This window comes from Clostridioides sp. ES-S-0108-01 (assembly GCF_020662285.1).
Lineage (GTDB): Bacteria > Bacillota > Clostridia > Peptostreptococcales > Peptostreptococcaceae > Clostridioides.
Genome location: NZ_JADGMN010000003.1, coordinates 233993 through 248448, shown reverse-complemented (window position 1 = coordinate 248448; position 14456 = coordinate 233993). Strand labels below are relative to the sequence as shown.

The window sequence follows — 14456 nt, the reverse complement described above, 5'->3', positions numbered from 1 at the left end:
TCTCCTTAACTACGCTATTATTATTTATTTCTCGCATCTAAATCTGCTTTTATTTTAGGATATTGCTTATCTAAGTCATAAAATTTCATAGTTATCATTGAGCATATTAAAAGAACCATTGGAATATAAACATACATTACTTTAATTGCTACTAATGCACTAGCTGGTTGAACTTCTGCCTTAGCTATGTATCCACCCCAAGCTAGAAGCGCTCCACCTAACCCGCCTGATATAGCTTGTGCACATTTTCCTAAAAATCCATTTACTGAGTTTAATGTTCCAGTTGTATTTACCCCTGTTTTCCAAATTCCATAATCAACAGGGTCAGCTTGCATTGAGAAATATATACTTTCTTTTATTCCATAACCAAAAGCAGAAACTATAGAGCCTGCTATAATCAAACTTGTATTTAAATTAGCTATTAGTATTATTCCTAGACCTATAAATTGTACTGCTGCTGAAGTTATGTATAGATTACGTTTTCCTAATCTTTTAGCTAAAATTGGTACTAAGAAGTTTGCAAGTATTGGTACCATTGACATAATTGTAGCTACTGTTGTTGCCAAAGTTTTGCTTCCAACATTGTATGAGAAGTAATATATTAATGCACTAGATTGAATAAAGAATCCAGTCCACATGAATAATATATTTAAAGCAAATAATTTCCAAGGTTTATTTTCTTTTAATGATTTTATAGTTTGGGATAAGGTTACATTTTCAGACTTTATTTCAACACGTTCTCTTACATTTGAGAAAGTAAATAAGAATATTGCACATCCTATAAATGCAAATAGCATCATAACTAATCTAAACCCTAGAGCTTCATCAGTACCCCCAAACTTTGCTACCAAAGTTAAAGCACTATAACTTACTATTGTTGAACCTAAGAATCCAAAGAATTTTCTTGATGTTGATAATGCTGTTCTCTCGTTAGTGTCATCTGTTAAACTTGGTAATATTGAAGCCATTGGAATGTTTACTATAGTATAAGTTAAAGATAATCCAATATATGTAACATAAGCATAAATTAATTTTCCATTTAACGATATGTCTGGAACACTAAATGCTAGTACTGCAAACAATGCAAATGGCACTGCACCAAATAAGAAATACGGTCTTGATTTACCCCAACGAGTATTTGTTTTATCTATACAGTAACCAACCAATAAATCTGTAACTCCATCAATTACCCTTGTGACAACAAACATAAAACTTATTGCTACTGCACTTAATCCCATAACATCTGTGTAAAAATATAGAAGATATAACGATATCATTTGCCAAATTAAATTGCAAGCTAAGTCGGATACCCCATAGCCTATTCTTTGACGCCAAATTCCTGGTCCATTCTTTTCATTAACAACTTCTAAAGTAGTCATTTTGTTATCCCCCTTATTTTGTCGTTTTTATTATTTCTAATGACTTAACATCATTATATCCTTTAGAAAACGTTTGTACTATTGTCGTTTTTAACCAATTTAATTGATTTATTTTTATATTTATGATATTTTTATTTTATACTTAACAATCATAGAGGTGAAGGAGATTTTATGAGTTTGACTAAATTATTTCAAAGTCTTTATATTTACAATGAATCTGAGTTATTTTATAAAAATTATTATTTTGCAAAGCAAAATCCAGAATCCCTAAAGCTATTTATTGATAACTTAAATGAAGATTACATAATTAAGAATAATCTAATTATTCCACATATTTATAATGAAAAGATTCCCCAACTTATGAGAGATGAAACTTATTTTAAGTGTAATAGCAAGGATAATGTTATACTTATAAAACATAATCGCTACACACCTCAATTTATGCATGAGCATATATTCTTTGAAATGATTTATGTTTTATCAGGTAAGTGTCACCAGGTAATTAGTCATCATAGCATACATATGAAAGAAGGAGATATTTGTATAGTTTCACCTGGAGTAAAACATTCTGTAGGAGTATTTGATGATAGTATTATTATCAATGTATTAATACGTAGAAGTACTTTTGAAGATGCTTTCTTTGATTTTTTAAGAAACAACAATTTACTTTCCTCCTTCTTTTTAAATAGTATTTATAAGGACAAGCAAAATGACTATATCCTTTTTCATACAAATGATGATAAATCAATAGAAGTATCTATTTTAGAGATGTTTTCAGAATATAATAAACAAGATAGGTATTACAATAGTATACTTAATCATTTAATAATGGTGTTTTTTGCAAAGTTACTTAGAGACTATGAAGATAGTATAGAAGTTCCTAATATGACGAAGAAAGATAATTTAAAACATACAAATATTCTTACTTATATTCAAGATAATTATGTTGATATAACTCTAGAAGAACTTGCTAATGAATTTCACTTTTCTATACCTTATTGTTCTAAGATTATTAAAGAGATTGCCGGTTGTAATTTTACTCAATTATTACAAAGAATTAGACTTGAAAGAGCTGAAAGTTTGTTAATTAACACAAATATTCCTATTGCTGATATTAGCAACAATGTCGGCTATCCAAATGTAGAGCATTTTATTAGATTGTTTAATAAAAAATATAATATGTCTCCTAGTAAATATAGAAAAAGCACGCCTAAAGTCTAACACTCTTCATAATTAAAAAGGGTTGTCTTAAATAGAGATAAGCTTCTTATTGTTGAAATTATGAAAATATATTTGATTTCATACAAAAAGAGTGCCTCATGAACTAAAAAGCTCAGTTTGAGACACCCCTAATTATTGATAGTTTGTGTTTTAAATTATTTATTTGATTATTATTAACTTAATTTAGTTTCTTGTTAATTTTGAGATGCCCAATCTGCTGGATATGTTACATATATAAATCTAGCATAATCAGGTACAGAAAATTGTATCTTGCTTCCTTTTGGTATAAATATTAACTCACCTGAAGAAGCAGAAACCTTTCTTCCATCTATTATTATATCTAAAGTTCCATCTATTACATAATCTATTTCATCATAGTTTAGAGTCCAGTCAAAAGTTGTTTCTTTCATTTCCATCATACCACAGCCTAATCTTGGGCTTTCCTCTAATGTAAATAAATCTTTTGTGTAAACTACATCACTTGGGTTTCCTGTATCTAATCTATCAGACTCACTAACCTTTACAGTTGGTAATTTTATAGAAGTGATTCCACTAACATCTTTATTTCTAACAAAGTCTACAGTATCTTTAGTTCCATTTATTTTTTCTTCTATTATTTGTCTTACTAATGTTTCAATTAAATTTTTATCTATATTTGCTATATCCATCTTATGCATTCTCCTTTTTTAGTGTCTTATTTGCGATAACCATAGCTAATAATACTGCTGTTATACCACCAACTAATTTAGCAACTATCATTGGTGTTATCATATTAGCATTAAATCCTGCTGTAAATCCTAAGTGATCTCCAAATACGAATGCTGCTGATACAGAAAATGCTACGTTTATTATCTTTCCTCTATTGTCCATGTCTTTCATCATACCAAACATTGGTATACAGTTAGCTAAACTTGCAACAAGCCCTGCTGCTGATACGTCATTCATTCCAAGAACTTTTCCTAAAGCCATTAATGGTTTATTAAATACCTTTGTTATAACAAATACTAATGGGAATGCTCCTGCTAAGACTATTGCTATATCTCCAACTATTTTTATACCTTCACCTATTGGTTTCATTCCAGGTATTACAACTATTCCTGTTAAAGCTTCAACTATTGCTGCAGCAAGTCCTAAAGTTATAACTATTACTACACCTTTTCCAAAATATGTGAATCCTTTTATCATAGCATTTTCAAATTTCAATAATCCAAGTGCTATAACTACTGCAAATATTATTATTGGTATTAAATTTCTAAGAACCATCATTACTTCAAATCCTGCAACTAATCCACCAACGAATGCTCCAATAGGTATTGTTATTATCCCTGCAAGGATTCCTGTTGCTAAGAATTTTTGGTCTTCTTTTTCGATTATTCCAAGTGCAACTGGTATTATAAATACTATTGTAGGTCCCATCATAGCACCTACTATTAATCCACCAAATAACCCAGCATTAGGGTCTTTGGCAAGTTCAAGTGCCAGTGGTGCACCACCCATATCATTAGCTAATAAACTTCCAGCAAACATAGCTGGGTCAGCTCCAAGAATATTAAACACTGGTACTACAACTGGTCTTAATACATTAGCAAGCACTGGAGCTAGGCATATAACACCAACCATTGCAACTGCAAGTGAACCCATTGCCATTATACCTTCTTCAAATTGTTCTCCAAGACCAAATTTGTTACCTATACATTTATCTATAGCTCCAAATACCATGAAGACTACCATTACATAGATTATAATTTCGTTTATACTCATAATTACCCCCATTATTTTATAAGACTTTTTACTATTTGACTGTCTACTGATGATATTACAGTCTTATATATTACTTCCTTTTCTCTTACTACATTTTCACTTTCTTTTAATGCATATTCTAAACTACTTAAATCCCCTGCTACTATATATACTAATTTTCCTCCTATAGCAAAAGATAATTGAAGTTTTACTAATACTAAGTCTCCTGATTTTAAAGTCTTATCAAGCATTTTTATTCCAGCGCATACTTTACTACTTTCGACAACGCCTATAGAGACTATATTATCTAACTCTTGGTACTTATTTTTAAATCCATCTAATATTTCTTTAGAAATTGCATTTATTACAAAGTTATCTACAATATATCCTTCTCCAAGTTTTATTCCATAGTCTACACATTCATTTACATAAGAAGTTTCTCCACCTACTATTATTAAAAATTTACCCGGACAAATACTTTTTAAGTACAATACATCAACTGAAGATTTCTTTACCATTTCGTTAGATACTTCTATACCTTTAGCAATACTTTTAAACTCTATAGCTCCTATACTTTTATTCATCAAACACCTCAAATGAATCGACTACTCCAACTATAGTTGCATCTACTGGAACATGAGCTTTTTCAATCGATTCTCTAGCTGAGGAACCTTTGGATATAAGAACTAAGTCTCCATTTCCTGCTCCTGCATTATCGGCTGCAACCATGAAGCCTTCCTTGTATGTGTCTTTAGTTTTTAAAATTTTTACAACTAAAAGTTTTTGACCACATAATTTTTCATCTTTTCTTGTGGCCCAAACATTACCTACAACTTTTCCTATATCCATAAAATTACCTCCTTACACTCTCTTTAGTTTGAGATGGTGTATTCTCATAAAATCTACAGCTAATGGTGTTATTATACTTTTTTTATTAACTAGTATGTTTTTGACCCCATTTATAGTTGGTTTTCTTAAGTCAGCTTCTGATATAAGTTTTTTATTTCTTAAATCTAAACTAAATTCATTATCTATTTTCATACTTTCTACACTGGTTAAATTTACAGTATCTTTATTTAAAGCTTTTGTATTTTCTATTTTAGAAACTATAGCACTTGATACTTCATTTTTTATACTTAACTTATTTTTAGTTATAGTATTTAAGTCTTTTATAATTTCTATACCAAATTTACACATTTCATCTTCAAATGACATAAATTTCTTATATAGCGCTTTTGGTGCAGTATCCTTATATTTTTTATATTCAATTCCTTCATCTAGGACATATACCTTTTTGCCCTTCATAATCATTTTTAGTATAAATCTTTCTTCCTCACTTGTTGAATTTCCAAGTGCTATATTTGATAATCCTCTCATACAAAGTCTTGAAACTATCACTATTTCACATTCTTTTATACTTTTATCAAATTCTACTATTTCAAATTCATCTTTTAATAAGTTAAATTTATTGTTGTCTTGTTCAAATACAATCACAGCCTTAGGTTTATTAGATACTTTTAGTTCATTACTGTTTATTTTTTTATAGATTTCTTCCATTATTAAATCTACAAGGTTATCATAATTCATATTAAATCCTCCCTAGAGGTAATCTATATAGTAGGTTAAATTTATGCTTTCTTTATTATTTTAGCAACAGTTCCCTTAGAATAACCACATGCATTGGCCTCATCATAATCTATATGCATGTAAGTTTTAAAGCTGTCACTAACTCTTATTACTACATCATCAAATGTTAAAGGTCTCTGACCCATAACTTTAGCTTCAACTATTTCTTTATCACATACATTGAATTTTTCAGCATCACTAGGAGTCATATGTATATGTCTTTTAGCAACCATTAACCCCTTGTCAAGTTCAACTTCACCATGTTGTGTTGATATTTTAATACTTAAAGTACCTTCTAAGTCTCCGCTTTGTTTTATAAGAGCTTTTAATCCAAGAGTTGAACCATCTGTTAAAGATATTTCTACCTGAGTTTCATTTCTACATGGTCCAAGTACAACTACATTTTTTATACTTCCTTTAGGACCAGTTATTGTAACTCTTTCCTTACAAGCATATTGACCTGGTTGAGATAAGTCTTTTAATTTTGTAAGAGTATATCCTTCTCCAAATAGTTTATCTACATCTTCTCTACTTAAATGAACGTGTCTTCCTGATGCTTCAACTTCTATGAATGCTTCTTTTTTAACTCTATTTATTACTTCTTCTACTATTTCATTTAATAGACTCTCCATTGTGTCCTCCAACTACTTATACTTATTAGTTCTAACTTTATATATCATTATCCAAAATACTGATGATAATCTATTAAGTGCCTTTATTAAATCTTCTCTGTGAACATTTCCATACTCACCTTTAAATGCTTCATAAGCTGCAAGTTCAACCTCTCGTGTATTACTTCTTATACTGTTTATAGCTACTACTACTTCCCCCATTTCATAACTTGGGAATTCGTGTCCTATGCCAAAATATTTTTTAGGATAGTGAGATTGTTCTCTAAGTTCTTGTGGAGTTAACCCTAAAAGTTTAAAGTCTTCTAGTTTCTCTTCCAAAACTTCACATCTCATTATATTTCTTACAAAGTCTAATACTTCTTGTAATTCCTTAACAAGCTTTGGCATACCTAGTTTTTGACAAAGAATCTGTGCTTTTAGTATTTCTGATTCAAGAGAGTCGATTTTACCTCTTAGTATTATTCTTTTATGGTCTTTAAAGACTAAAAGATTTCCATTTAATTGAGTCATATGTTCTGGTTTTTCATCTAGTTTAGCACCAAACACAGTAGTATATCTATATGTTTTCTCTTTAACTACTTCTTTTATAACTTCCTTAGGTTCATTATTTATATCTGAAAGTTTATCAACATATTTAAGTTCAATACTTCTCTCAGCTAAATAAGATTTTGCAGAAGGAGTTATTATTTGACCTTTTTCTATATAGAATTCAGTTATATTATCTTTGTTTTTTCCAAGTTTTCTTTTTACTTCATTTTCTGTTAAAACACCCATTTTATCACATCTCCTATTAGATGTATAAAAAAGACTACCTCAAAATACATTGAGTTTATTAGTAAGACTCATTTTTGAGATAGCCTCTTTTTTAATCAAAATTTAAATTTTAAAATTACTTTTATATTACTCAGCTGATACTTTTGGTAATATAGCATCTACTTCAAAATGTGGTCTTGGTATAACATGAACTGATATTAGTTCTCCAACTCTCTCAGCAGCTGCAGCTCCTGCATCTGTAGCAGCTTTAACAGCTCCAACATCTCCTCTTACCATTACAGTAACTAATCCTCCACCTACTTGTTCTTTTCCTACTAATTGTACATTTGCAGCTTTAACCATTGCATCTGCTGCTTCTATTGCTCCTACTAATCCTTTAGTTTCTATCATTCCTAATGCGTTTGCACTTGCCATAATCTTATCCTCCAAAAATTTAATTTTATAGTTTTATATAGTTTATATTTTAGAAATTTATAGCTATAGCTATAAGTTTCATTGTTTATTTTAGTTATGCTAGTTCTTTGACTAATCTTTGAACTAGAAGATTTATCAATTCTTCTTTATCCATTGAGTCAAACATTGATTTTTCAACTTGAGATTTATCTCTTCCAAGTTCTTCTATTTCTTTGACTCCATAAGCTATTCTTTTAACATTTATTAAATCAAGTGGACCTACATTGTTTGAAGTTGAACTTCCACCTATTGCACCACAACCAAGTGTTAATGCTGGGACAAGGTTTGTTGATGCACCTATTCCTCCAAGTGCTGAAGGAGTATTCACAAGTATTCTTGATACTGGCATGTTAAGAGCAAATCTCTTTACCAACTCTTCATCATTTGCATGCATTGAGAAGGTATGACCTGCACCCTCATTTAACAATATTTCTCTACATCTATTCATAATAGCCTCTACATTTTCTTCAACATAGAACGCTAGTATTGGTGTGAGTTTTTCTCTTGAATAGGCTACATTATGACCAACTTTATTTTCTCTTGCAACTAAGACCTTTGTATTTTTAGGCACATTTGTTAAATCTGCTAAATTTGCTATTACCTCAACACTCTTTCCAACTATTTGTGGATTCATAGTACCATTAGCTCTTAATATGAATTTTGCTAATCTTTCGCTTTCCTCTTCATTTAAAACATATGCACCTTGATTTTTAAGTTCTTTTAAAACAGTTTCTTCCATAGATTTTTCTATTACTATAGATTGTTCTGATGCACATATAACACCATTATCAAAAGTTTTAGAATCTATAATTCTTTTAACTGCCAACTTAACATTTGCAGATTTATCTATAAACGCTGGTCCATTTCCAGGTCCAACTCCTATAGCCGGTGTTCCCGAAGAGTAAGCAGCTCTAACCATTGCTTCTCCTCCAGTTGCTAATATTAAGTTTGTATCTTTATGTTTCATTAATTCATTCGTTCCAACGATACTTGGATTAGTTATACATAATATTGAATCCTCTGGAGCTCCAGCCTTTATAGCTGCTTCACTTATTATATTAACTGTTTCAAGTATGCATTTTTTTGCATTTGGATGTGGAGAGAAAACTATAGTATTACCTGCTTTTAAAGATATTATAGTTTTGTATATTACTGTTGATGTAGGGTTTGTTGAAGGTATAAGACCTGCTACAACTCCAACTGGTGTAGCTATATCTATTGTATTTGCTTCTTTATCTTCCCTAATTATTCCAATAGTTTTTGTGTTCTTTAAAGTTTCATAAACTCCCATAGATGCAAAAGTATTTTTAATTACTTTATCTTCCCATTTTCCAAATCCAGTTTCTTCATTTGCCATTTTAGCTAATTTAGTAGCATTGTTAAATGCTGCATCTGCAACAGACTTCACTATTTTATCTATTTGCTCTTGGCTCATTTTAGAAAGTTTTTCTTGAGCCACTTTAGCTCTTTTTACAAGAGTTCTGACTTCTTGTATAGATACTAAATCTTTATCTAAAAGTGTCATAACTATCTATCCCCTCTGCTAAGATTTTTAACTAAGTTTATCAATTCTTCTTTTTTAAGAACATTTAAATCTTTATAAGTTATTGAAGAGTCTAATTTCTTAGCCATAGCTTTAAGTTTTTTCACGCTGTTCTTTGATAAATCATCTCTATCAAAATCAGAATTTTCTATTTTAACTTGTTCTAATACTTCTTTATTATCATTAGTATTTTCTATTTTTTCTTCATTAATTTCAGTTAAACTATTATCAACTATTTCAATTTCTTTGTTAATTTTATTTACATCACTATATAGTTTTTCATCATTATTTTCACTATTCCCAGTGACATCTAAAATTACATTATTTTTTTCCAATAAACTTTTCGATACATTATCAGTTATTTCTAATGTAATTTCAAAGTTTTTCTCTTTATCTTCTGAAACTTCACAGACTTTAGGTTCTTTATTTTTAAATAAAGCATCTGTTACTTCATTATGGATTCTTGGTATAATATGTGATGTTCTTAATGTACCAACTCGAGAAGCTGCAATTTCACCTGCTTCTAGAGCAGATTTTACAGCACCAACGTCTCCACATATTGTTAAAGTAACAATACCCGCTCCAACCTTATCAATTCTTACAATATTAACATTTGCAGATTTCAAACAAGCATCAGAAGCTTCTATTGCAGCAACATATCCTATTACTTCTATTAAGCCTATAGCATCCATCTAACTATCCTAAAATCCTGTTGGATTGTCTGCAACTGATTTTACTGCTTCTGCAAATGCATCACATGCTGCTTTACAAGCCGATTGAGAACCTGTAAGTAATGCTCCACCAAAGTTTGTTTCAGTTGGAGGTGCAAATAATTCACACATCTTAACGTCAGCAGCCTTCATTGCTGCATCTAGAGCATACATTGCTTCAAGTGGTGGTGCAACTAAATAAGCTAACGCCTCACCTTCTCTTATTCCTGCTACCTCTGAAAGGTATGTACCTGTTCTTGATACACAGTGAGCATAATATGCTATTGAATCATCATCATTTGCACTTATAAAAGTTGCTCCATATTCTAGAAAATCAACTACTGCATTTAGACCACTTCTTACTTCAGCTGGACTTGGACCTGCTATTATTCCTAAAACTTCACCAGCAAGTTTTGTTGAAGCATTTGCAGCACCTGCATACATTGATTTTGCATACACAACATCAACTTCTGAAGCTTTAGTTGCTTCATCAAGAGCTGTGTACGTAACATCATCACAATCTGCAGTTATTAAACCTAAACTTTTATGATGTGATTTTAGTTCTAGTTTTTGTGCCATTTCTGGACTTATATTCGAAATTATTTTAATTCCTAGTATATTAGGACGAATTACATCGTTTTTCATATTCTACACTCCCTCGACTTTATTTAAGGTCTATTCCTGAAGCTTTTTTATCTAACATAGTTTTTATAAGTTCAGCTATATGAGCACCTGCTTCAACTGCAGTTGTTCCACCTTTGTGAATATTTGATATAACTGTTCTCTTTGCCTCTGCCATTCCTATGTATGGCTTGTATGCTATATATGCTGACATTGATTCAGCAGTAACTAATCCTGGTCTTTCTCCAACCAACATACATATAACTTCACAACCTAGTTCTTCACCTAAGTGGTCCATAGCACCAACTCTACAATGTTTAACAAATAAAATTTCACTTGAGTCTATACCATACATTTTTAGACCTTGTTTTATAGCTGGCACACAGTCTTTTAAATTTGCTTCTATCGCAGCTGAACTAAGTCCATCTCCCACTAATATTAAAACCTTTTGATTTGTATCAAATTTAGATTTTATATTATTTATAGTTTCTGGAGAAAATTTTCTTCCCAAATCTGGTCTTGTTAAATATTCATCTTTATCTTTACATAAAGTTTCTACTGCAAACATATTATTTTCTTTTATAAATTCTTCATCTACATAAGAGAATACAGCGTCTTGTGCAGCAGCATGGTCTGCTCTAAATCTTAAAACTGTTTCTGTTTTATATCTAGTACCAGTTCTTCCTATACCTAATCTTGCAGGTGTCTTTGCTTTCATATCTAAATAAGCTTCTGCATCCTTAGGATTTTTTACTAGTAATTGCTTTCTTATATCAACTTCTGTTATATCATCTATACAAGCATTGTTGTCTACTACAATTTCAGTTGCCTTTTTAACAGTTTCAGATACAACATTAGTATCTAATTCTCCAACCATTTGTCCAACTAACTGTTCTACTAATGCTTTTAAATCCTTCTCATTCATACTAAATACCTCCTATCCTAATAATACAGATGCGTCTCCCGCTAACTCTGTCAACTTACCACCTTTAGAGAATCCCATCTTTTCCATCCAAGCATCAAATTCTTTTATTGCTGTTAGTCCAAACATTTCTCTAAGTGATGCTGTTTCATGGTATCCTGTTGTTTGATAGTTAAGCATAACATCATCTCCATGAGGTATTCCCATAAAATACGTACATCCTGCTGTTGTTAATAGTATAGCTAAGTTTTCCATATCATTTTGGTCAGCCTTCATATGGTTAGTGTAACAAACATCAACACCCATTGGTAATCCATGTAATTTACCCATAAAATGGTCTTCAAGCCCTGCTCTTACAACTTCTCTAGCATCATATAAGTACTCAGGTCCTATAAATCCAACAACTGTATTCACTAAGAATGGTTCATACTTTTTAGCAAATCCATAACATCTAGCTTCCATAGTAACCTGGTCTATTCCATGATGTGCTTCTGAAGATAATTCTGAACCTTGTCCAGTTTCAAAATACATAACATTAGGACCCGTAGCTGTACCATGTTTTAAAGCTAGCTTTCTAGCTTCTTCTAGGGTATTGCCATTAAATCCAAATGCTTCATTTCCTTTTTCAGAACCTGCTATAGATTGGAAGATTAAATCTGCAGGAGCACCATTTCTTATTGCTTCCATTTGTGTAGTAACGTGTGCTAATACACATGTTTGAGTTGGTATTTGATATTTTTGTTTTACTTCTTCAAATCTCTTTAATACTTTAGTAACACTTTCAACAGAGTCATCAACTGGGTTTAATCCAAGTACTGCATCTCCTATACCAAAAGTTAAACCTTCAAGAAGCGATGCAAGTATTCCATCTGGGTCATCCGTTGGATGATTAGGCTGAAGTCTTGCTGATAATGTTCCTTGTTCTCCTATAGTTGTATTACAATGAGCAGTAACCTTTATCTTTTTAGCTGCATAAACTAAGTCCATATTTGACATTAATTTTGCAACTGCTGCTATCATTTCAGAAGTTAATCCTCTTGATATTCTTCTTATATCAAGACTTGTAGTATTTGAATCTAATATCCACTCTCTAAGTTCAGATACTGTCCAATTTTTTATCTCTTCATAAACTTTTTCATTTACAGCATCTTGTATTATTCTTGTTACTTCATCTTCCTCATATGCTACTGCAGGATTATTTCTTATATCCTCTAACTTTATGTGTGATAAAACAACTTTTGCTGCTATTCTTTCTTCAGCTGATTCTGCTGCAAGACCTGCTAATTTATCTCCTGATTTTTCTTCATTAGCTTTAGCCATTACATCATATAAGCCTTTAAACTGATAAGTACGTCCAAATAATTTTGTCTTTAAAATCATTTACTTACCTCCTTCTATTAATTAAAAACTAATGTTTTTATTACCACAGGTAAAACTTTACCTTCAACTATAGGTTTTCCAATGTCTATATAGTCTCCATTTTCAACCTTGACACTGTCTATACAAACAATCTCTTTTTTATAATTTAATAATGCATATATAGCTTGACCTAATACTTTTGCCATATCATTTTCAACGATTACTATAAAAGGCAAATCATTTTCTAGGATTTGTTGCATTCCATCTACAAAACCTTTAGCATACTCTTGTATATCTAAAAAGGTTGGATTTTTCTTTCCTATCATAGCTATAGCAACTTTCTGTAAATCATTTTCTAGTTTAAACCAGTTAAGTTTGTTTTTTATAGCTTCACTGATTTGTTTTGAAGTACCTGTTTCTTCATCAATTGACAATTTTAAAACTGGCAAATTTTTAAGTGGAAACTTTTCGCTAGTATAAGTTATTGTACTTCCACTTACTTCAGTAGTATGAGAACCTGCTCCAACTACTGTGGCTCTTATTGTTTCCATAGATTTAACTACATTTACTTTTTTAAGGTATTCGCAATTTTTTATTGCTTGCCCCAGTAAAATTCCCAAGTCACCATATTCAAAATAATCATTTATTTCTCCATCGTAGTAAATATAATCAGCTACTCCACCAGAGAATGAAACATTTTTAATATTTTCATCTACACTTATTGACTTATTGGTTATTATAAAATCAAACAAAGGTGTCTGTTTTTTTAATCCTATGCTTTCCATTAATAAATCAACCATTATGTCAACTATTGGTTTTGTATTTTCTACTGTAGCTACTGTACCTACCTGAAGATTTAAATTATTATCTTTTATGATTTTATCTATTTTAGGTGATATATAAGTTATTTTTTTACTTATTTTATCTATCTTTATAAGCCTTCCACCTATATCCAAACACCCAGTATCAGTTACTTCTCCCCTTTTAAATGAAGCTATATTACTAGTTCCCCCACCTATGTCTATATTTACAATTGTAGTTGAATGTTCTTTTGAATAGATATGAGCTCCAGCTCCTTTTCCTGATATTATACTTTCTAAATCAGGTCCTGCTGTTGCAACAACAAAGTCTCCAGCAAATCCACTTAAAGTATGAAGTACATCATTTGCATTTTCTTTTCTAGCTGTTTCACCAGTTATTATTACTGCTCCTGTATGTATGTCCACTTTAGATATATTTGCTTTTTTATATTCATTTTCAACTATATCTTTTATCTGTTGACCGTTTATTTCATTATTTGAAATAAGAGGAGTGAAATAAACTTTACTTTTATAAATAATTTCTTTGTCTACTATACTTATTCTAGGTACCGAAAAATTTGATTCAGTATTTTCTACTATTAATTTAGAAAAAATCAACTGAGTAGTACTTGTTCCAATGTCAATACCAACACTTAATAACTCTTCTCTCATTTTC

16 protein-coding genes are annotated in these 14456 nt (G+C 30.7%); 1 reads left to right on the top strand and 15 read right to left on the bottom strand.

The annotated features are described in order from the left end of the window. Nucleotides 1-20 precede the first annotated feature (20 nt). Nucleotides 21-1379, bottom strand: coding sequence for an MFS transporter (locus IR152_RS05030; RefSeq protein WP_227450704.1), 1359 nt, complete (start codon nt 1377-1379; stop codon nt 21-23). Between the two features lie 171 nt (nt 1380-1550). Between IR152_RS05030 and IR152_RS05025 the strand changes: the two genes are divergently transcribed. Continuing rightward, the gene (locus tag IR152_RS05025; RefSeq protein ID WP_227450703.1) at nt 1551-2600 is read left to right on the top strand and encodes an AraC family transcriptional regulator; all 1050 of its coding nucleotides are present in this window, start codon (nt 1551-1553) and stop codon (nt 2598-2600) included. A 194-nt stretch (nt 2601-2794) separates the two neighbouring features. Here IR152_RS05025 and IR152_RS05020 read toward each other — a convergent pair whose 3' ends face one another. The 14 genes from IR152_RS05020 to eutA all read right to left on the bottom strand — a co-directional run bounded on the left by IR152_RS05020 (nt 2795) and on the right by eutA (nt 14452). Beyond that, nucleotides 2795-3268 carry a cupin domain-containing protein gene (locus IR152_RS05020; protein ID WP_227450702.1) on the bottom strand — a complete coding sequence of 158 codons (474 nt, stop codon included), beginning with the start codon at nt 3266-3268 and terminating at the stop codon, nt 2795-2797. Nucleotide 3269: 1 nt separating this feature from the next. Then, nucleotides 3270-4361 carry an ethanolamine utilization protein EutH gene (gene eutH, locus IR152_RS05015; RefSeq protein WP_227450701.1) on the bottom strand — a complete coding sequence of 364 codons (1092 nt, stop codon included), beginning with the start codon at nt 4359-4361 and terminating at the stop codon, nt 3270-3272. 11 nt (nt 4362-4372) lie between these two features. Next, nucleotides 4373-4924, bottom strand: coding sequence for a BMC domain-containing protein (locus tag IR152_RS05010; RefSeq protein WP_227450700.1), 552 nt, complete (start codon nt 4922-4924; stop codon nt 4373-4375). After that, the gene (locus tag IR152_RS05005) at nt 4917-5189 is read right to left on the bottom strand and encodes a EutN/CcmL family microcompartment protein (RefSeq protein WP_003428697.1); all 273 of its coding nucleotides are present in this window, start codon (nt 5187-5189) and stop codon (nt 4917-4919) included. The genes IR152_RS05010 and IR152_RS05005 overlap by 8 nt, the downstream gene beginning before the upstream one ends. A 12-nt stretch (nt 5190-5201) precedes the next feature. Then, nucleotides 5202-5927: a TIGR02536 family ethanolamine utilization protein gene (locus tag IR152_RS05000; protein WP_227450699.1), complete on the bottom strand. Its 726-nt coding sequence runs from the start codon at nt 5925-5927 to the stop codon at nt 5202-5204. Nucleotides 5928-5968: 41 nt separating this feature from the next. Beyond that, nucleotides 5969-6598 (bottom strand): ethanolamine utilization phosphate acetyltransferase EutD, encoded by a 630-nt coding sequence (eutD, locus tag IR152_RS04995; protein WP_227450698.1) that lies wholly within the window; start codon nt 6596-6598, stop codon nt 5969-5971. A 12-nt stretch (nt 6599-6610) separates the two neighbouring features. Next, on the bottom strand, nt 6611-7372 hold the full coding sequence (locus tag IR152_RS04990) for a cobalamin adenosyltransferase (protein WP_227450697.1): 762 nt from the start codon (nt 7370-7372) through the stop codon (nt 6611-6613). Between the two features lie 126 nt (nt 7373-7498). Beyond that, entirely contained in the window at nt 7499-7786 is a 288-nt protein-coding gene (gene eutM, locus IR152_RS04985) for an ethanolamine utilization microcompartment protein EutM (RefSeq protein WP_003423991.1), read from the bottom strand. A gap of 94 nt (nt 7787-7880) precedes the next feature. Next, complete coding sequence (locus IR152_RS04980) at nt 7881-9350, bottom strand: acetaldehyde dehydrogenase (acetylating) (RefSeq protein WP_227450696.1); 1470 nt, start codon at nt 9348-9350, stop codon at nt 7881-7883. Between the two features lie 2 nt (nt 9351-9352). Further along, nucleotides 9353-10060 (bottom strand): BMC domain-containing protein, encoded by a 708-nt coding sequence (locus IR152_RS20215; protein ID WP_285894786.1) that lies wholly within the window; start codon nt 10058-10060, stop codon nt 9353-9355. A 9-nt stretch (nt 10061-10069) separates the two neighbouring features. Next, complete coding sequence (gene eutL / locus IR152_RS04970; protein ID WP_003423987.1) at nt 10070-10723, bottom strand: ethanolamine utilization microcompartment protein EutL; 654 nt, start codon at nt 10721-10723, stop codon at nt 10070-10072. Between the two features lie 19 nt (nt 10724-10742). Further along, nucleotides 10743-11624 carry an ethanolamine ammonia-lyase subunit EutC gene (gene eutC, locus IR152_RS04965; protein ID WP_227450695.1) on the bottom strand — a complete coding sequence of 294 codons (882 nt, stop codon included), beginning with the start codon at nt 11622-11624 and terminating at the stop codon, nt 10743-10745. A 12-nt stretch (nt 11625-11636) separates the two neighbouring features. Then, nucleotides 11637-13001 (bottom strand): ethanolamine ammonia-lyase subunit EutB, encoded by a 1365-nt coding sequence (locus IR152_RS04960; RefSeq protein ID WP_227450693.1) that lies wholly within the window; start codon nt 12999-13001, stop codon nt 11637-11639. Nucleotides 13002-13018: 17 nt separating this feature from the next. Then, nucleotides 13019-14452, bottom strand: a complete 1434-nt coding sequence (eutA, locus tag IR152_RS04955; protein WP_227450692.1) for an ethanolamine ammonia-lyase reactivating factor EutA — start codon at nt 14450-14452, stop codon at nt 13019-13021. Nucleotides 14453-14456 lie beyond the last annotated feature (4 nt).

Bases quoted from the DNA above. Each gene is read 5' to 3' on its own strand.
- IR152_RS05030 (WP_227450704.1), bottom strand. From the start codon at position 1,379: ATGACTACTTTAGAAGTTGTTAATGAAAAGAATGGACCAGGAATTTGG.
- IR152_RS05025 (WP_227450703.1), top strand. From the start codon at position 1,551: ATGAGTTTGACTAAATTATTTCAAAGTCTTTATATTTACAATGAATCT.
- IR152_RS05020 (WP_227450702.1), bottom strand. From the start codon at position 3,268: ATGGATATAGCAAATATAGATAAAAATTTAATTGAAACATTAGTAAGA.
- eutH (WP_227450701.1), bottom strand. From the start codon at position 4,361: ATGAGTATAAACGAAATTATAATCTATGTAATGGTAGTCTTCATGGTA.
- IR152_RS05010 (WP_227450700.1), bottom strand. From the start codon at position 4,924: ATGAATAAAAGTATAGGAGCTATAGAGTTTAAAAGTATTGCTAAAGGT.
- IR152_RS05005 (WP_003428697.1), bottom strand. From the start codon at position 5,189: ATGGATATAGGAAAAGTTGTAGGTAATGTTTGGGCCACAAGAAAAGAT.
- IR152_RS05000 (WP_227450699.1), bottom strand. From the start codon at position 5,927: ATGAATTATGATAACCTTGTAGATTTAATAATGGAAGAAATCTATAAA.
- eutD (WP_227450698.1), bottom strand. From the start codon at position 6,598: ATGGAGAGTCTATTAAATGAAATAGTAGAAGAAGTAATAAATAGAGTT.
- IR152_RS04990 (WP_227450697.1), bottom strand. From the start codon at position 7,372: ATGGGTGTTTTAACAGAAAATGAAGTAAAAAGAAAACTTGGAAAAAAC.
- eutM (WP_003423991.1), bottom strand. From the start codon at position 7,786: ATGGCAAGTGCAAACGCATTAGGAATGATAGAAACTAAAGGATTAGTA.
- IR152_RS04980 (WP_227450696.1), bottom strand. From the start codon at position 9,350: ATGACACTTTTAGATAAAGATTTAGTATCTATACAAGAAGTCAGAACT.
- IR152_RS20215 (WP_285894786.1), bottom strand. From the start codon at position 10,060: ATGGATGCTATAGGCTTAATAGAAGTAATAGGATATGTTGCTGCAATA.
- eutL (WP_003423987.1), bottom strand. From the start codon at position 10,723: ATGAAAAACGATGTAATTCGTCCTAATATACTAGGAATTAAAATAATT.
- eutC (WP_227450695.1), bottom strand. From the start codon at position 11,624: ATGAATGAGAAGGATTTAAAAGCATTAGTAGAACAGTTAGTTGGACAA.
- IR152_RS04960 (WP_227450693.1), bottom strand. From the start codon at position 13,001: ATGATTTTAAAGACAAAATTATTTGGACGTACTTATCAGTTTAAAGGC.
- eutA (WP_227450692.1), bottom strand. From the start codon at position 14,452: ATGAGAGAAGAGTTATTAAGTGTTGGTATTGACATTGGAACAAGTACT.